The following is an 18,542-nucleotide window of genomic DNA, read 5'->3' as shown; positions in this document are numbered from 1 at the left end:
TTACTAGGAGGTGCAGCAATGACGAAGTACATTTTACAACGTGTCATTTACATGATCATTACTTTATTTATCATTGCTTCGTTCACATTTTTCCTCATGAAGGTCTTGCCAGGTTCCCCATTTAATGACCAAAAATTATCTGCGGCACAAGTTCATATCATGAAAGAAAAATACGGATTGAATGATCCGGTGCCGGTTCAATATGCCAAATATATGTTTGGACTTGTTAAAGGAGATTTAGGAGTTTCCTTCCAATTTGACAATCACCCCGTAACACAGCTTCTTGCAGAACGTATAGGTCCATCGGCAATGTTAGGTATACAGGCAATGTTTGTTGGGACCATATTAGGAGTAATATTAGGGATATTAGCAGCGGTTTATCAAAATACCTGGGTTGACTACTCCAGTACCTTTATTGCCGTGCTTGGGAAATCGATTCCTTCCTTCGTATTTGCAGCATTGTTGCAATATGTGCTGGCTGTAAAGTTTGAAATCTTTCCGGTAGCATTCTGGAATGGTTTCTCATATAGTATTCTTCCGACTGTGGCATTGGCAATGTTCCCGATTGCGATCGGAGCCCGCTTCATGCGTTCTGAGCTCATTGAGGTTTTAGGTTCCGACTATATCACATTGGCAAAAGCGAAAGGTGCCAATTCTTTCGAAATTGCTTTTAAACATGCACTAAGGAACGCGTTGATCCCATTAATCACGGTTTTGGGTCCTTTGGCTGTCAGCCTGATGGGCGGATCACTTGTCGTTGAAAAAATCTTTTCAATCCCTGGAATCGGGGAACAGTTTGTAAAATCGATTATGACGAATGACTACCCGATCATCATGGGAACGACACTTCTTTTTGCATTCGCATTAATCACGATTATTTTAATTGTAGACTTGCTATATGGATTGATTGATCCGAGAATTCGTCTAGCGGGAGGTAAAAAATAATGAATCAACCAGAAAACATCTCAAAAGAATTATTTCAACCCGCTGAAATGGATACGGCATCTAGTGAAAGAATCGCCAAGCCAAGTTTGAATTACTGGCAGGATGCATGGCTTCGCGTTAAAAAGAACAAAGGGGCAATACTTGCCTTGATTCTTTTGGTTATATTGACATTTATGGCGTTTGCTGGTCCGTATATGACAAAGCAAAACTATAAAGAGCAAAACTTAGCTCATGCCAACCTGCCACCAAAGGTTCCAGGGTTGGAGAAGTTAGGAATATTCGATGGTACAATGACTCTGGGCGGGAAAAAAGTCGATATGTATGAAAGAAAGCATGTTGATGAGAATTATTGGTTCGGAACTGACGGACTTGGGCGCGATTTATTCGCCCGTACATGGAAAGGTACCCAAATTTCATTGTATATCGCCGTACTCGCAGCATTTATTGATATGGTCATCGGTGTTGCTTACGGAGGGATTTCTGCCTACTACGGCGGAAGAGTGGACAATGTCATGCAGCGTATCATTGAAGTACTTGTGGGAATTCCAAATATTATCGTAGTAATTTTGATGATCTTGATTTTAGAACCAGGTATTCTGTCGATCACTATTGCGATCACGATCACCGGCTGGATTACAATGGCAAGGGTTGTTCGTGGTCAGACGTTGAAGCTGAAAAGTCAGGAATATGTACTTGCATCACGTACACTTGGAGCAAGCAACGGGAAAGTCATATTCAAACATCTTATCCCTAACTTGGCAAGTGTCATCATCATTAATACGATGTTCACGATTCCAAATGCGATATTCTTCGAGGCATTTTTGAGCTTCATCGGACTCGGACTTCAAGCACCGGCAGCTTCACTTGGTACACTGATCGAGGATGGGTATCGTACAATGCAGATTTTGCCGCATATTATTTTGTTTCCGGCGGTCATTATCTGTTTGGTGATGATTGCATTCAACTTATTGGCGGACGGTTTACGTGACGCATTAGATCCAAAAATGCGCGATTAATAGGGCAGGTGAAAATAGATGGAAAAATTACTAGAAGTAAACGATCTTCAGATTTCGTTCCACACGTTTGCCGGTGAAGTTCAGGCAATACGTGGAGTGAATTTTGATCTATATAAAGGTGAAACATTAGCAATTGTTGGGGAGTCTGGTTCTGGTAAATCGGTAACGACGAAGTCGATCATGAGGCTTTTGCCTGAGTCTAGCTCCGAAATTAAGTCGGGTGAGATTCTTTTTAATGGCAAGGATTTATCCAAGGCTTCAGAAAAAGAAATGCAGAAAATCCGAGGCAAGGACATTTCAATGATCTTCCAGGATCCGATGACATCATTGAATCCAACGATGACAGTCGGTAAACAGATCATGGAACCACTTTTGAAGCATCAAAAATTAAGCAAATCAGAAGCTCGCAATAGAGCTTTGGAATTATTAAAGCTTGTTGGGATTCCTAAACCGGAAATTCGTCTTAAACAGTATCCGCATCAATTTTCAGGCGGAATGAGGCAGCGTGTCGTTATTGCCATCGCACTGGCTTGCAATCCGAAAGTTTTGATTGCCGATGAGCCAACGACCGCTTTGGACGTAACAATCCAGGCACAAATCTTGGAACTGATGAAGGATTTGCAGAAAAAAATTGACACATCAATCATCTTTATCACACATGATCTCGGCGTTGTGGCAAATGTAGCCGATCGTGTTGCTGTTATGTACGGCGGTAAGATTGTAGAGGTCGGTACGGTCGATGAGATTTTCTATAACCCTCAGCACCCATATACTTGGGGCTTGATCAGCTCGATGCCGAATATGGATGCAACGGATTCCGAGTTGTATGCGATACCTGGATCTCCTCCAGATTTATTGGATCCACCAAAGGGAGACGCATTTGCGGCCCGTAATGAATATGCGATGAAAATCGATTTGGAAAAAGAACCGCCAATGTTCAAGGTCTCTGATACACACTATGCAGCAACATGGCTATTACATCCTGATGCACCGAAAGTGGAGCCTCCTGAAGCAGTAAAAATGAGGATGCGTCAATTCCCTGGTGCAGGTCCATCTTTGAAAAAGGGGGAGCTGTAAGATATGGCAGAAAAATTACTTGAAATCAAGAATTTAAAACAGCACTTCAACCCAGGACGCGCCAATGAAGTCCGTGCCGTTGATGGCATCACTTTCGATATTTTCAAAGGTGAAACATTAGGGCTTGTTGGTGAATCCGGCTGTGGAAAATCGACGACTGGAAGGACGATCATCCGCCTTTATGATGCGACTGATGGAGAAGTGTTATTTAAAGGCGAAAATGTACACGGCAAGAAATCAAAGGCCGATTTAATGAAGTTCAATCGCAAGATGCAGATGATTTTCCAAGATCCTTATGCATCACTGAATCCTCGAATGAAAGTCATTGATATCATTGCTGAGGGGATTGACATCCACGGGCTGGCAAAATCAAATGAAGAGCGCAGAAAAATTGTTTACGACCTCCTGGAAACAGTCGGTCTGAACAAAGAGCATGCCAACCGCTATCCGCATGAATTTTCCGGTGGACAAAGACAGCGTATCGGCATCGCTCGTGCTTTGGCAGTTGACCCTGATTTCATCATTGCCGATGAACCGATTTCGGCTTTGGATGTATCCATTCAGGCGCAGGTTGTCAATCTTTTGAAAAAACTGCAAAAAGAAAAAGGATTGACATATTTATTTATCGCCCATGATTTGTCGATGGTTAAATACATCAGCGATAGAATCGGAGTTATGTATTTTGGGAAGCTCGTTGAGTTGACGACAGCAGAGAATTTATATAAAAATCCCCTGCACCCATATACTCAATCCTTATTGTCTGCTATCCCGCTTCCAGATCCTGAGTATGAGCGTTCTCGTAAGCGTAAATCTTATGATCCGAATGTACATGATTATGCAGATGGTGAAGAAGTGAAGATGCGCGAAGTTGTACCAGGCCATTTTGTTTACTGTTCAGAAAAGGAAATGGCACAGTATAAAGCTCAATATAAACATTAATGATAGGAGGTTGATCCTTTAAGGGATCAGCCTTTTTTCTTTACTAGTAAAGGACCATACGCGTTTAAGTCAGCCATTTTTCAGTTTGTCCAGCTCCTGCAGCTAATGGCTCGTGAACTTTCCTCGCCTCGTCTACGATAAGTCAATATCAAAAGTGTAACACCTTTTGTGTTTCCTTTATCCCGCGGTGCTTCAGTCCAATCTCTACGCCTCTAATCAAGCCGTCATCGCTTTTCTGATTTCCTCGGAAATTTCGACAGACACTCCCTAATTATACCTATTGTTTTGAGTGTGGTTTAATAGAATAATAGTAAGTAACAAATCATTACAGAAAATACATATTTCGTTAAAAAGGTGTGTGTGATATTGAAATTAATGAAATGGTTTGGGCTTTTTTTGATGGTTTTGGTTTTCTTGATCCCGGCTATTTATTTCAAGGATTCGGCTCATTCAAAATCTAATGATGAGGTCTCGTTGAATTCGAAGAGAGAATTGTCAATCAAAGAAAAAAGTCTGCCGGAACAGCCTGTCAGATTTGCATTTAATTCAGGTTACCACTTTGATTATCCCGATGCAGTTAGAGGGATTTATGTAACTGGGAATTCTGCAGGTGCAAGTAAATTTCCCGGTTTGATCAAATTAGTTGATTCAACCGATCTGAACACGATGGTCATTGATATTAAGGACGATCGGGGAAATATGACGTATAAACCGGATCCGTCATCACCCTATTCCAAGATCGGAAAAAATTATATAAAAGATCCGAAAGCCCTGTTGAAGACGCTTGAGGAGAAGAAAATTTATCCGATAGCCCGAGTCGTTGTTTTCAAGGATACCGTGTTGGCAAATGCAAAGCCGGAATGGTCCTTTATGGATGGAAAGGACCTGTGGAAAAACGGCAGGGGGGAATCTTTTGTAAACCCTTTTTTAAAGGAAGTTTGGGAATATAACGTCGGGGTTGCTCTCGAGGCTGCGAAGCTGGGTTTTCAAGAAATCCAATTTGATTATGTGAGATTTCCTGAAGGCTTTGAAAAAAGGGATAAAGAATTGAAATATAGTGAAGGTAACTATAAAGATTTAGAAGGGGATGGAGTACAGCAGCGTGTCTCTGCTGTAACCGACTTTGTTTCGTATGCAAAAGAAAAGCTCAAACCTTATGGTGTGAAGGTATCGGTCGATATTTTTGGATATACGGCAACACTTCCGGAAGCACCCGGAATCGGCCAAAACTTCTCTAAAATATCGAATCATGTGGATGTCATTTCCTCTATGATCTATCCAAGTCATTGGACCTCTTATTTTGGGATAAAAAATCCAGATCTGGAGCCGTACAAGTTGGTTGCGGAATATAGCAAGGTAGAGAAGAAAAAACTTGAACAGCTAAAAAATCCGCCAACATCCAGGCCATGGATTCAAGATTTTACAGCTTCATGGCTGGGAAGCGGTAACTATCAAGTGTATGGTAAATCACAGGTGGAAGCTCAAATAAAAGCATTGAAGGATAACGGCATCCATGAGTATTTAGTATGGAATGCGAGCAACCGATATACGCCAGGAGTCGATTATACACCATAAAAAATGCTGGACCTATTATTCTACGGTCCAGCATGCTTTTTAGCCTTTTCCGGATTTCGGAAATTAACCTTTAACATCGAGATTTAAGGATAAGTACCTTTAAAATAATGAATATTAAATGATGTTTATCTATTTGGAAAAAAGGGTATAAAATAGTGGGAAAAATTTGACTTCATTTTTATTTCTTGTATCATTAAAGAGTAGATTTTTTCTTTTGACCACCTACTTTATTCCACCCGGTCTGCATTTTTGCTGACTGACCTACAAAGTGCTTTTTGTTTTTGCCACCAAAAACAGCTCTTCCAATACCATTTGTGAGCACACCCATTATGGCGGTCGATCCGATCACAAAAAGGGAGAACAAAATCAATTCTGTTACATACTCAATCATTCATATGAACCTCCATCTTTTTATTTAGATCAAACTGTAAGACTGCTCTAATCTATAACATTGTATGCAGCATGTCCTGAATTAAAAGCCATTATTGTTGAAATAATATGAATAAGAAGATGGGAGTTTATTGATTGGGAATAAAATTAAAGGAGTAGATCCATGCATTGGTATGAAAAATTAAATCAATATTTCCCTGTTGAGGAAATGAAATCAAAGGAACATATGGAATCATTGCTGAAAGAAAAGAGCGATATCTATCATAAGGATGAAGGGCCGCTTCACGTCCTGATGTATGTCGAATCCGACGAATTTGTATTCATTGACTATTTATTCGTTTCCAAGGATGCAAGGGGACAGGGATTAGGCCATAAGCTCATCGAAAAGCTGAAGGCAAAGAATAAACCGATCATTTTAGAAGTAGAGCCTGTTGACTACGAAGATACAGATACAGAAAAACGCTTGAGGTTCTACAAAAGGGAAGGTTTTGAACACGCTACAAGCATTGGGTATCGGAGAAGATCATTGGCAACGAATGAAATAAATGCGATGGAGATTTTATATTGGGCTCCTAATGATGAGTCTGAAGAGCAAGTATATGAAGCAATGAAGAAAACATATGAAATGATCCATACGTATAATGATGAAAAATTTTATGGTTCATCCTACCAGCCTGTAGAGGAAGTGTTGACGTATGATGAGGAGCAGGAAAAAGCCGTTGACATGCTTGAGGACATTTAAAGAGCCTCAAACTGTTTTTACGATGTGAAAATGCAGCATAGAGCTGTTGATTGCAGTTGTAGGTTCAGGACTTCAGAGGGATTGGCGGATCAGGTGATATACCACAGGTGAAACCGAGGAGAGGTAAGATGGAAGTTCGATTCAGTTCGGCAGTTCGTGTGCCAAAATCGAACGACCTCACTTCCTGTGAGAACCCGCGGAAAGCGAGCCTTCTGCAGTGGAAAACTTCCTTGCACAATCTTTGATTTGATGAATAGCAATGAACCTTAACCTTTCTCAAAGTTACTCACTATATTTCATAGCAACAAATGTACAGAAGCGCCTGGCATTTTCATATCGAAACGGATTCGTATGGCGGCCCTGGCGCTTCATGTTAAATGAAGAAACAATGATTATTAATTAGAAGATTATAGGTTTAAATGATTCGCACGCGGGAACATATACTATAAAGCAACAAATTCTTGTCACATTCTGTACAATAAATGTATAACAAATATTACATTATGTGAAAATCTATGTTCAATTTATTTTAATTAGTGTATAATACATAATAGAGATTTTTTCTTTATATTAATTATAATTTAAAAATCCTCCATTTAATAAAAATTTCATTATTATATAAGGGAGTGTGAATGAAGAAATGGTTACATTATACACTTCACCGAGTTGCACATCATGTCGCAAAGCGAGAGCATGGCTAGAGGAACATGAAATTCCATATACTGAGCGAAATATTTTTTCAGAGCCCCTTAGCCTGGAAGAAATCAAGGAAATATTGAGAATGACTGAAGATGGAACTGATGAAATCATCTCCACCCGTTCTAAAATTTTCCAAAAGTTAAATGTAGACCTTGAAACACTGCCGCTCCAACAATTGTTTGAGCTTATCCAGGAAAATCCTGGTTTGTTAAGACGTCCGATTATCATCGATGAAAAACGGCTTCAAGTGGGATACAATGAAGATGAAATCAGAAGATTCCTGCCACGAAAAGTAAGAACCTTTCAATTGCGCGAAGCTCAAAAATTGGTGAATTAATTTTTAAAAACCTTCAAACTTTTTAGCTTGAAGGTTTTTTTTGCCATTTACGCCATAATAGAGCAAAGTGTGAATGATGGGTTTAATTCTTTTGCATTTTGTGAATACCAATAATACTTTAGTCTTGAATTTTACGGTCAAATTCGATAAAATAACCAAAATGCTTGAAAGCTACTGGGTATTTGATTATTTTCAAAAGATGGAACACATTTTGTTTCCATTTCAGTCTCATTTATCATAAAATAAGAGTACAAGGTACAAAATACTTTGTATAATATTCACCATCGATTGGAGCATGAGCTCGGGGGTGCAGTCCCTTCAACACTTTTAAAAAGAAGGGAGAGTTGAAAGTGGAAATCGAAAGAATTAACGAAGATACAGTTAAGTTTTACATTTCTTATATTGATATAGAGGAAAGAGGCTTCGATCGCGAAGAGATTTGGTACAATCGTGAAAGAAGTGAAGAATTATTTTGGGAAATGATGGATGAAGTCCATCAGGAAGAAGAATTCTCGGTTGAAGGCCCATTATGGATACAGGTACAGGCCCTTGATAAAGGTCTTGAAGTGCTTGTTACCAGAGCTCAACTTTCTAAGGACGGTCAAAAATTCGAGCTGCCTATCCCGGAAGATAAGCTAAAGGAGCTTCCGGTTGATGAAAAAATCGAAGAGCTGTTGGACCAGCATTTCCAGCTCAGGCAGCAAGATACCGATAATGAAGAGTCACTTGAATTCCTGTTGACATTCAAAGACTTTGAAGATGTCATTTCATTGGCAAAACGCCCAGGACTGGATCAATTGATGACAAAACTTTACTCGTTTGAGAACAAATATTATTTGTATGTAGAATTCCCAGAAGATGTATTTGAAGAGGAAAATATAGATAATGTCTTGAGTATCCTTCTGGAATATGGTTATGACACGCAAATGACCATACACAGGTTGGAAGAATACGGGAATGTGGTCATTGAGGAAAATGTATTTCCTGTCTTGAATGAGCACTTTTCGTGATAGCTCATCGATACCGATTTCTTTAAGAAATCGGTATTTTTAATATGGAATATTGTGTGTAATTGGAATGGTAGGTGTTTGTTGTTTGAAAAATACTGTCAGGCTTTTGATTTTTATTGGTGCACTAACGGCATTTTACTATCTGCTTCAAAATTGGCTCGATTATGATTTATTGAAATATGCAAGCTTCATCATCTCATTGTCCGTTATTTTTATCGGACTGGTCATTTTTATGGAAAATAGACATCCTACCCAAACGTTGACTTGGCTCATTGTTTTAGGGGGATTTCCACTCCTTGGCTTTATTTTTTATCTTCTTTTTGGCAGGAATTACCGAAAAGAAAAAATGTTCAGAAAAAAATACGTTTTAGATCAAGAAGCATATACGAAGTATGAGTCATTTCCAGATGACCATGATTCCAGGTTAGAGCAGCTTGGCGAGCATCAAAAGAAGCTATATCATTTAGCACAGAGGCTTGGACATAGCCCGGTTTCGTTTTCGACCTCAACGAAGGTCCTCACAAATGGGGAGGAGACGTTTCAATTCATTAAAGATGAATTGATGAATGCTCAAGACCATATTCATCTGGAATATTATATTGTCAGACATGATGAAATCGGAAGTGAAATAAAAGACATTCTTATTGACCGTGCTGAGAATGGAGTGAAGATTAGGTTCCTCTATGATGCAGTGGGTTCTTGGAAATTATCTAAATCGTATGTAAATGAACTGAAAAGTGCGGGCGTCGAAATGGTCCCATTTGGACCGGTTAAGCTTCCTTTTTTAAATAATAAATTTAATTTCCGCAACCATCGGAAAATCATTGTCATCGATGGCAAGGTTGGATTCGTTGGGGGATTGAACATAGGCGATGAATATCTCGGAAGAAGCAGGCACTTTGGCTTTTGGAGAGATACCCATCTCATGGTTCATGGAGAAGCCGTTAAGTCGTTGCAATTGATCTTTTTTCAGGATTGGTATTATATGACTAATGATGATTTCTTAAATGAAGAATACATCAGCACAGAACCTTCAGAGCTCTTTCAAGATGGGGGAGTGCAGATGATTGCAGGCGGCCCTGATAATGAGTGGAGCGTCTTGAAGGATATTTTCTTTTCTATGATTAACTCGGCCGAGCATTCTGTCTGGATTGCTTCTCCTTATTTCATTCCGGATGAAGATATCTTTTCAGCACTGAAGATAGCTGCATTAAGCAACATTGATGTCAGGTTGCTTGTGCCAAACCGTCCTGATAAAAGGATCGTCTTTCATGCTTCACGCTCTTATTTTCCTGAACTTCTTGAAGCGGGCGTTAAGATTTTTGAATATGAACAAGGATTCATGCACAGCAAGATCGTCATCGTCGACAATGAACTCGCTTCCATCGGTACATCAAATATGGATATGAGAAGCTTTCATTTAAATTTCGAAGTGAATGCATTCCTCTATCGCACATTAAGTACGCAAACATTGGTAAAAGAATATAAAAATGATTTAGATAACGCGAAAGAAATTGAATTGGAGTCATTCAATAAACGCCATTTAGGATATCGGCTGCTGGAATCGACCTCAAGGCTGCTCTCACCATTACTGTGATCTACAGAAGATAATGATTAACAACTTTTGACGAATGAAAATTCGTCATTTTTTTTGCAGGAAATTCCAATGTGTTATGGAATATATGGGAAGGAGGTGAAAATGTGCTTACAGCTGTTAATCAGATTGGAGAAGTTTTTTCATTGGTTCATGGTTTTCCGAAGGAGGAATTGCGATCCATCAGAAAAGAAATGAACTTTTACTGTCCACATTGTCATGAGAGAGTCCACATGAGGGTTGGAAACATTAAATTTCCGCATTTTTCGCATATGCCTAATTCCAGCTGCAGCTTTAGCGAGGGGGAAAGTAAAGTCCACTTGCAGGGAAAGCTTGATTTATATAACTGGCTAACAAGCCATAGGGGGGTACATGCTGAATTAGAACCATATCTCCCTGCGATCGGTCAAAGGCCGGATATTCTTTTTCAATGGGAAGATCGAATATATTCGCTTGAGTATCAGTGTTCAGCAATCCCGATTGAAGATATGGTCAATCGCACAAAAGGGTATATAAGTGCAGATATTCATCCGATCTGGATTTTAGGTCCTGTTTTTGAAAAAATTTACGGAGCCTCACCATCTGTTAATCAGTTATCCGCATTTCAATGGTCATTTTTTCAACACATGCAGGATTCAGGGCTATATCTTCTCAGCTATTGTCCCCAAAAGAAAAGCCTTCTTCATCTATCAAGACCATTCCCGATTTCCTCAAAGAAAATCTACAGTGTAATAACCACCTTACCACTCCATCAGCTTCATCCATCACAATTGTCTTCCATCCAAACGAAACAGCTAAAAATCCCTCTTTCCCATTGGCTAATGGAGAAAGCTAGATGGGCCGGGCAAAGAATGCGTTTCTCGAGAAAATACAAAGACCCATTTTTGCAGTGTGTGTATAATAGTGGAAAGAACCTACTCGTTATGTCTCCCCAAATAGGTCTGCCGGTTCCATCTATGTACACGATGGCTGTACACCCAATCGAGTGGCAGTTTTTTGTCTGGTATGACAATATCAGGTTTAAACGGGAGGGGGAGTGTATCTCAGCGAAGGGATGCACAGCAATGATTGAAGAGCGGATTAAACAGGGATGCCTAAAAAAGAGGTGTCTTCCCTTATTGAAAATAGATCACTCAAGGGATATGGTCATTCAATACTTGGATTTGCTTTGTTCGCTTGGATATATGAAGCGATTGTCTCCTGAAAGATATTTGCTGTTAAAACCCTTTTTATTTGAGCAGAATATGTTGAAGAGTTTAGATTTTGAGAAAAAATTTTATTTGGAAAATCTGATGAAAATTAATGGGCAGTTTAATCGGATGATTCACATTTTTTGAAGGAATATACGGAGAAAAAAAGAATAAGTAATAAAGGAATTTTATTTTCGTGCCACGAAAGAATGGAGGATTTATATGGAAAAAGCTACTGCAACAAAGGCGCTGCCTGGCCGCAAAGATGTGCCGGTGGAGATGACATGGAAGCTAGAGGATATTTTCGCAACCGATGAAAAATGGGAAAAAGAATTCAAAGAAATCAAGAACCTGTTGGAAAAGGCCGAATCTTTCAAAGGTAAACTGAGCGAAAGTGCAGAGAATCTGTTGGAGCTATTTCAATACCAGGATGAGGTACTGGAACGGATGGGCAAACTATATGCGTATTCTCATATGAGATATGACCAGGATACGACAAATTCATATTATCAAGGGCTCGATGATCGTGCCAAAAACCTATATACACAAATCTCCAGTGCATTAGCTTACGTCACGCCTGAAATATTATCGATTGATGAAGGGAAAATCAAGAAATTCTTGGAAGAGAAAGCTGAATTGGAGCAGTATGAACATGCTCTGGAAGAAATCAATCTACAAAGGCCACATGTGTTATCAGCTGAAGAGGAAGCTTTGCTGGCACAAGCCGGTGAAGTGTTGAATGCTTCAAGCAACACGTTTGGAATGCTGAACAATGCTGATTTGGAGTTCCCTTCCATTCAAGATGAAAATGGAGAAGAAGTTCAAATTACACATGGAAGATACATCCGATTCTTGGAAAGTTCAGACCGCCGGGTGAGAGAAGAAGCTTTTAAAGCTGTCTATGATACATATGGCAACTTCCGGAATACGTTTGCCAGCACACTGAGCGGCCAAGTGAAAAATGATAATTTCAATGCCCGTGTGCGTCATTTCGATTCAGCCCGCCATGCTGCCCTGGCGGCAAACAATATTCCTGAGAGTGTCTACGATAACCTGGTCAACACTGTCAATGAGAATTTGCATCTGCTGCATCGATATATCAAGCTCCGAAAAAAGATCCTTGGTGTAGATGAACTGCATATGTATGACCTATATACACCGCTCGTAAAAGATGTGAAAATGGAAATCCCATATGATGAGGCAAAAGATCTTGTTCTAAAAGGCCTCGCACCACTTGGGGATGAATATAAAAAAATCCTGGAGGAAGGCTTCAATAACAGATGGGTTGATGTTGAAGAGAATAAAGGAAAGAGAAGCGGTGCGTATTCCTCTGGTGCATATGGAACAAACCCATATATATTAATGAATTGGCAGGATAATGTAAATAATTTATTTACACTCGCACATGAGTTCGGCCATAGTGTCCATAGCTATTATACACGCAACTATCAGCCATACACTTATGGCCATTATTCCATTTTCGTCGCGGAGGTAGCCTCGACATGCAATGAGGCTTTGCTGAACGATTATTTGCTGAATACGATCGATGATGAAAAGAAGAGAATTTACTTGTTGAATCATTATTTGGAGGGCTTCAGGGGGACGGTATTCCGCCAGACCATGTTTGCCGAATTTGAGCACCTCATCCATAAAAAAGCCCAGGAGGGGGAAGCCCTGACGGCAGATTTATTGACGGAAGAGTATTACAACCTGAACAAGAAATATTTTGGTGATCAAGATATTGTCATCGACGAACAGATTGGGCTGGAGTGGTCAAGGATCCCACATTTTTATTACAACTATTATGTGTACCAATATGCAACAGGTTTCAGTGCTGCAACTGCGCTCAGCCAACAAATCTTGGATGAAGGGGACGAAGCGGTTTCTCGCTACGTAGATTTCTTGAAAGCAGGAAGCTCCGATTATCCGATTGAAGTATTGAAAAAAGCAGGAGTGGATATGACAACTTCCGCCCCGATCGAAGCCGCACTTAAAGTATTTGAAGAGAAGCTGACTGAAATGGAAGAATTATTGTCCTAATCTTAATGTAAAAAGGATGGTGCGTTTGCATCATCCTTTTAGTTTTTTTATTAGTGGTGTTTTTCCAATGTAATTGCAAACCATGAAAAAAGGGGGAGATTGGAGTGGAAGGTGCGAGACCCCGGAGGGATCACACGCACGCCCCTCAGAAAGCGAGCATCCTGGAGCGGAAATCATTCACATTTCATGATGTCATCAAAAAGTATGCGAAAACAGTCTTTCAAAATTTTCACTTAAAGCCTCGAAATTTGTTTTTTATGCTGAAATAATAAACTAGAATAAAGAGTGATAAAAACAAGAGAGGAGAAGTGATATAGATAGGATACATTTTCATAAGTCCCATCATGTTGATCCAAAAAGATACAAAGAAAAAGGATAACATGGAAGCCATCATCCATTTTGATTTCATATGCGTATTCACTCCACATGAATTGATGGTATATGTATATGCATAAATGCAAGAAGACATGTTGTTAATTGATTTTGACAATATTGTGAAATAACTAACATACACTTGCAAATACAAGTTCATACATGCTATATTACTAGTGTGAAGTTGATCACAAGCAAACATATACCCCTTTGTTTGACCGTGAAAAATTTCTCCCATCCCCTTTGTTCGTAAATGGAAAGGCCTGGCTCGGTGCCAGGCCTTTTCTTGTTTTTATATTTGTTTAATATATTAATTTTCCCCGATGTATCTCCAAAAGGTGCCATATTTTGCTGGAACCTTTTTCACTTTCTGCTGCAGAACCCACTTTTTCATTTCCTTTTCCACTTCTTCAATCGTCATATCGTATACCTCCGCAATTTCCTTGGAAGCAACGAGATTGAAGTGGGACAAGAACTTTTGAAGCGGGGGTGGCGGAGCGGGGTCAGGCATTTCGTTCAATAGTTCCATAATAATTTGGACATATACTTCAAATGGATATAAACCAGTTACCTTTAAGCCTTCATCTTCGATATTCTCATTGAAGAAAACCAAAGTTGGTATTTCTGATACTTCCATTTCCGAAGTAATCTTCAAGTCGCATTGCAATGCCTTCGCAACGCTGGTGGAATGTAAATCCTTCTTAAACTCTTCAGTATCAAGCCCTACTGCCTCAGCGCATTCCATCAGAATGTCGAGATTGGAGATGTTCTCCTTATTTAAAAACAAATATTCCTGGACTTTCCTAAGGAATTTGGAAGCTGCCCTTTTGCCTTGCAGTTCAGCTGCTTTCAATGCCATGGAAGCCAAATATGGAGTGCAGATCGGGTTTTCAAACCAAAGGGTCCCATCACAGGACATTCCTGTTCGGCTTGCGGTCTTCTCCCATAATTCAGCTATATCTACATGGTTTTTTTTCTTTCCCAGATTCAGTCTGGATATTTGGCTGCTGACTACATGTTTCAGCGTGAAATATCTGCCGTATCGAATTTGGAGCTTTTTAACAATTGGCTCCAGCGCCCAGCATTCCGGGCAAAGAGGATCGATAAACATGTAAATTTCCAACGGTTTTTTATCCGGTCCACACCCGGTTGCATTATCCCAAATAGGCTTTCCCATTATGCCTTTTCACCTAGCTCTTCCTCCGAAATATTGACCATGTGCCGAGCAGTCAATATTAACCTGGAAAAAAATTCTTCTTGGACCGGACCGTCCAATCCGACTTCATCCATTGCTTCACTCATGCATTCCAACCATGATTGTGCCCTTTTAGGTGTAATCGGGTGTGGAAGATGGCGTGCACGCATCATAGGATGACCGTGTTCTTCTGTATATAAGGGTGGACCGCCTAAATATTGTGTCAGGAATTGTTTTTGTTTTCTGGCCGTTTCTGTTAAGTCGTCAGGAAATATTTCCATTAAATCAGGATGACGCCCTATTCTGTGATAGAAGGCATCCACCAGCATCGAGAGTTTTTCCTCGCCGATCCGTTCAAACGGCGTAGCTTCGTTCTCGATCATATTGTTAACTCCTTTTACTTTGAGATTTATATTTATTGTAGCAAGCCGGTATTGATAACTCAAACAAATCGCTTTTAATGACGTCAAATCACTTTAATTTTTCCTCTGTCCGTAAAATTTTCTTCTTTTCTTCGAAGGTGCTGCAATGTTAATTCTGCTGCAAAATGCCCGTCTTCCCAGGGGCGGGCGGTGAGCCTCCTCGCTTCGCTCTTAAAAACAACAATCTATGAGAAAACAGCTTTATTTTTTGAATGTTTTTGTTAACTTATACTTTTGAATGCTGCTCCTTTTACATTAGTCAAAATGCTTTGTTTAGCACCTGACTTCCCTGCAATTCTTCGTTTTCCAGACGAAATAAAAAAAGCCTCCCATTATAGGTCGGCTTCAAATCAAACTGGTCAGACTCATTTCACTAAGCAAGGAAGGTGCTTTTCACATTGTTAACATAATTTTGTGTTTCCGCGAATGGCGGGACCCCTCCATAACGATCCACGTTCCCTGGACCAGCATTGTATGCGGCCAGTGCCAGGTCGATGCTGCCATTATATTTATCGATCATCTGCTTTAAATATTTCGTGCCTGCCGCAATATTTTCTTCTGGATTGAATGGATCTTCTGCTCCAAGCGATTTTGCAGTTGAAGGCATTAATTGCATCAATCCAGCAGCTCCAGACGCACTTTGAGCAAGAGGATTATAATTGGACTCCTGTTGAATGACTGCGTGGATAAGTTTTTCAGGCACCTGAAAGCTTTCCGATGCTTTTTGAATAAGTTGATCGTATGATGTCTTTGGAAGAGGCTGATCGGCTCTGCTTGACATCAGAGAAGCGGAGGCGGCTGCAGCTGGTGAATATTGAAGCTTTGATAATAGGTAATCAGTCTGTCCATTATCTGCCGTTTTCGTTCCGCTTAATTCCATCATTACTTCATTCAAGATTTCGGAAAATGCATCATTGCTGCTGTCATCATATATACCGTTCATAGGATCATTGGAAAGTCCTTTAATGGCTTGAAGTTGAAGAAGAGAGCTTAATTGATTGATTGCAGTCATTGGAGTCCTCCGTTCATTATTTAAAGATTATTGGATAACCGCATCTTTTCTTTGTAAAAGCGTTGAATTTTATTTTCGGTGTTCCGTCTGGGGATTTTTAGGTCTGAAAGAAATTCCAGGAATATTTCTTCCCCATTTTGGAAATCAGATACTTCATATTCTAACTCAAAGTCTTCTTTGTTTAAATAGGAGCTATGGTCCATTACAAGCAATCCGCCTCGGAAAGGTAGCTCGGCCCGATTTGTTTTTAAGCTTCCGACAAGTTGAAGGCGCTCGATATCTGTTCCCATTTCATGCAAACGATTGGTCACTTCCCCTCGAGGGAAATTTAAATCGTGTATTACCTGGTCGACCTGCACGGCATTGAGAAGTTGATGGGTTTCCAATAAACCTACTTCAGCAGGTTCTTTGAGCGTTAGGACATACTTTCCGTTTTTCACCCTGATTCTAAGGGCGCTTTTGTTTTCTTTTAAATAAAAGTCATCGGTATCAAAGTAATGATTTTCCTGTTGAAAAAAATCATCGCTGGTAAGCGAAAGGGCATTATTTATTTTATCAAACTCATCTTTTGTCAGCATGTTCTTAAATTCGATTTCGATTTCTTTGCTCATCAGATGCTTCCTTTCAGCACATATTTAGCGTTTTTTTAAATTAGTTTGATTGCTATTCATCAAAGGTTGGGTAAGATTGATTTCCACTGCAGGATGCTCGCCTGCTGAGGGACGGGTGGTGAGCCCTAGGGAGTCTCGCACCTTCCGCTTCTTCAAGACGACTTGGTGATTCAAATTGTATAGCCATCGTTTTTTGAGAAAACTGCTTTCAAAAAAATACAGTATTTTAAATCATTATCTCTAAAAAAGCAGGATACATCAATGTTTAGATGATTTTCAGGGAATGTGTTAAAATATGAACAGATGTAATTAGGAAGGAGATTGTTATGAGAAAGAAAATACAGCTTAAGAATACAGAAAAAAGAGACGAAGAACTCATTTTACATACTGAAGAGGATTTCTCATTCTCGGACCTTCGGGCAACAGGACAGGTCATTGTTGACTCTGATGCTCTGTCATTCGTATATTTGGCAGAATCTGATGATGAATTTATCTATCTATATATACCTGAATCAATTTGGGGTGATATTCATACAGCCATACAACAAAATTTAATTGTAAAGGCAGTATCGGGTGACACTGAAATGATATTGGAAAACATTCAGGATGAACTTGGATACCTGATCGAAAATATTGAAGGCAACAGCAATTATGGGGAAGAGATGGTGAACAAGGTAGAGACTATTTTTCTGTCCAAGTAAAGTTGTAGTCAACATGAGGTGGGGAAAATGAAGCATTGGGAAATTTTTTTAGCACCATATAAACAAGCTGTTGACGAATTAAAGATAAAACTGAAAGGGATGCGCGGTCAATTCGAAATGGAAAGCGTGCATTCCCCGATTGAATTCGTAACAGGCAGAGTCAAACCGATTGCCAGCATATTGGATAAAGCCAACCAAAAGGGGATTCCATTGGATCGGCTTGAATCAGAGATGCAGGATATCGCGGGTCTAAGGATGATGTGTCAATTTGTTGATGACATTAAGACAGTGGTGGAATTGCTGCGAAGAAGGAATGATTTTGAAATTGTCGAGGAAAGAGATTACATCTCGCATAAGAAACAGAGCGGCTATCGGTCTTATCATTTAGTCATCCGCTATCCGGTCCAGACCATTCAAGGTGAGAAAAATATTTTGATGGAAATACAAATTCGGACACTCGCCATGAATTTTTGGGCAACCATCGAACATTCCCTTAATTATAAGTATAAAGGGCAGTTTCCGGAGGAAATTAAGATGAGGCTGCAGCGAGCCGCTGAAGCAGCATTTCGATTGGATGAAGAGATGTCCCTCATTAGAGAGGAAATCCAAGAGGCACAAGCCTTCTTTTCAAACAAAAAGGATATACATAAGGACAATAAGAAAAATACTTAGACA

At 39.8% G+C, this 18,542-nt stretch carries 18 protein-coding genes; 13 read left to right on the top strand and 5 right to left on the bottom strand.

Annotation, left to right across the window (positions count from 1 at the left end):
• Positions 1 to 18: 18 nt before the first annotated feature.
• From opp3b to D9X91_RS03275, 5 genes are all read left to right on the top strand, one after another.
• Positions 19 to 945 carry an oligopeptide ABC transporter permease gene (gene opp3b / locus D9X91_RS03295; RefSeq protein ID WP_121679141.1) on the top strand — a complete coding sequence of 309 codons (927 nt, stop codon included), beginning with the start codon at positions 19 to 21 and terminating at the stop codon, positions 943 to 945.
• A complete protein-coding gene (gene opp3C / locus D9X91_RS03290) occupies positions 945 to 1,961 on the top strand; it encodes an oligopeptide ABC transporter permease (RefSeq protein WP_121679140.1) in 1,017 nt (338 codons plus the stop codon). Before opp3b ends, opp3C begins: the two co-directional genes overlap by 1 nt.
• Positions 1,962 to 1,979: 18 nt before the next feature.
• Entirely contained in the window at positions 1,980 to 3,038 is a 1,059-nt protein-coding gene (locus D9X91_RS03285; protein WP_121679139.1) for an ABC transporter ATP-binding protein, read from the top strand.
• 3 nt (positions 3,039 to 3,041) lie between these two features.
• Entirely contained in the window at positions 3,042 to 3,977 is a 936-nt protein-coding gene (locus D9X91_RS03280; protein ID WP_121679138.1) for an ABC transporter ATP-binding protein, read from the top strand.
• A gap of 375 nt (positions 3,978 to 4,352) precedes the next feature.
• Positions 4,353 to 5,552, top strand: a complete 1,200-nt coding sequence (locus tag D9X91_RS03275) for a putative glycoside hydrolase (protein WP_233569657.1) — start codon at positions 4,353 to 4,355, stop codon at positions 5,550 to 5,552.
• 193 nt (positions 5,553 to 5,745) lie between these two features.
• Here D9X91_RS03275 and D9X91_RS03270 read toward each other — a convergent pair whose 3' ends face one another.
• On the bottom strand, positions 5,746 to 5,943 hold the full coding sequence (locus D9X91_RS03270) for a hypothetical protein (protein ID WP_121679137.1): 198 nt from the start codon (positions 5,941 to 5,943) through the stop codon (positions 5,746 to 5,748).
• A 162-nt stretch (positions 5,944 to 6,105) separates the two neighbouring features.
• On the opposite strand from D9X91_RS03270, the gene D9X91_RS03265 reads away from it, so the two are divergent.
• The 6 genes from D9X91_RS03265 (at position 6,106) to pepF (ending at position 13,554) form a co-directional block, all read left to right on the top strand.
• Positions 6,106 to 6,684 (top strand): GNAT family N-acetyltransferase, encoded by a 579-nt coding sequence (locus D9X91_RS03265; RefSeq protein ID WP_121679136.1) that lies wholly within the window; start codon positions 6,106 to 6,108, stop codon positions 6,682 to 6,684.
• A 640-nt stretch (positions 6,685 to 7,324) separates the two neighbouring features.
• Complete coding sequence (gene spxA / locus D9X91_RS03260; RefSeq protein ID WP_121679135.1) at positions 7,325 to 7,720, top strand: transcriptional regulator SpxA; 396 nt, start codon at positions 7,325 to 7,327, stop codon at positions 7,718 to 7,720.
• Between the two features lie 350 nt (positions 7,721 to 8,070).
• Positions 8,071 to 8,730: an adaptor protein MecA gene (gene mecA, locus D9X91_RS03255; RefSeq protein ID WP_121679134.1), complete on the top strand. Its 660-nt coding sequence runs from the start codon at positions 8,071 to 8,073 to the stop codon at positions 8,728 to 8,730.
• A gap of 85 nt (positions 8,731 to 8,815) precedes the next feature.
• Positions 8,816 to 10,327 (top strand): cardiolipin synthase, encoded by a 1,512-nt coding sequence (gene cls, locus D9X91_RS03250; RefSeq protein WP_121679133.1) that lies wholly within the window; start codon positions 8,816 to 8,818, stop codon positions 10,325 to 10,327.
• 104 nt (positions 10,328 to 10,431) lie between these two features.
• A complete protein-coding gene (locus D9X91_RS03245) occupies positions 10,432 to 11,661 on the top strand; it encodes a competence protein CoiA (protein ID WP_158598223.1) in 1,230 nt (409 codons plus the stop codon).
• Between the two features lie 75 nt (positions 11,662 to 11,736).
• Positions 11,737 to 13,554: an oligoendopeptidase F gene (gene pepF, locus D9X91_RS03240; RefSeq protein ID WP_121679131.1), complete on the top strand. Its 1,818-nt coding sequence runs from the start codon at positions 11,737 to 11,739 to the stop codon at positions 13,552 to 13,554.
• A gap of 682 nt (positions 13,555 to 14,236) precedes the next feature.
• On the opposite strand, the gene D9X91_RS03230 is transcribed toward pepF, so the two are convergent.
• The 4 genes from D9X91_RS03230 to D9X91_RS03215 all read right to left on the bottom strand — a co-directional run bounded on the left by D9X91_RS03230 (position 14,237) and on the right by D9X91_RS03215 (position 17,166).
• Complete coding sequence (locus D9X91_RS03230) at positions 14,237 to 15,103, bottom strand: ClpXP adapter SpxH family protein (protein ID WP_121679129.1); 867 nt, start codon at positions 15,101 to 15,103, stop codon at positions 14,237 to 14,239.
• Positions 15,103 to 15,504: a globin domain-containing protein gene (locus tag D9X91_RS03225; RefSeq protein WP_121679128.1), complete on the bottom strand. Its 402-nt coding sequence runs from the start codon at positions 15,502 to 15,504 to the stop codon at positions 15,103 to 15,105. The genes D9X91_RS03230 and D9X91_RS03225 overlap by 1 nt, the downstream gene beginning before the upstream one ends.
• Positions 15,505 to 15,916: 412 nt before the next feature.
• Entirely contained in the window at positions 15,917 to 16,555 is a 639-nt protein-coding gene (locus D9X91_RS03220) for a lytic transglycosylase domain-containing protein (RefSeq protein ID WP_121679127.1), read from the bottom strand.
• A 20-nt stretch (positions 16,556 to 16,575) separates the two neighbouring features.
• Positions 16,576 to 17,166 (bottom strand): CYTH domain-containing protein, encoded by a 591-nt coding sequence (locus D9X91_RS03215; RefSeq protein ID WP_121679126.1) that lies wholly within the window; start codon positions 17,164 to 17,166, stop codon positions 16,576 to 16,578.
• A gap of 326 nt (positions 17,167 to 17,492) precedes the next feature.
• Here D9X91_RS03215 and D9X91_RS03210 point away from each other — a divergent pair, with 326 nt between their 5' ends.
• Positions 17,493 to 17,867: a UPF0738 family protein gene (locus D9X91_RS03210; protein ID WP_121679125.1), complete on the top strand. Its 375-nt coding sequence runs from the start codon at positions 17,493 to 17,495 to the stop codon at positions 17,865 to 17,867.
• A gap of 27 nt (positions 17,868 to 17,894) precedes the next feature.
• On the top strand, positions 17,895 to 18,539 hold the full coding sequence (locus D9X91_RS03205; protein WP_121679124.1) for a GTP pyrophosphokinase: 645 nt from the start codon (positions 17,895 to 17,897) through the stop codon (positions 18,537 to 18,539).
• Positions 18,540 to 18,542 lie beyond the last annotated feature (3 nt).

This window comes from Falsibacillus albus (assembly GCF_003668575.1).
Lineage (GTDB): Bacteria > Bacillota > Bacilli > Bacillales > DSM-25281 > Falsibacillus > Falsibacillus albus.
The sequence above is the reverse complement of the archived record's forward strand: the minus strand, read 5'-3'. Positions and strand labels throughout refer to the sequence as shown.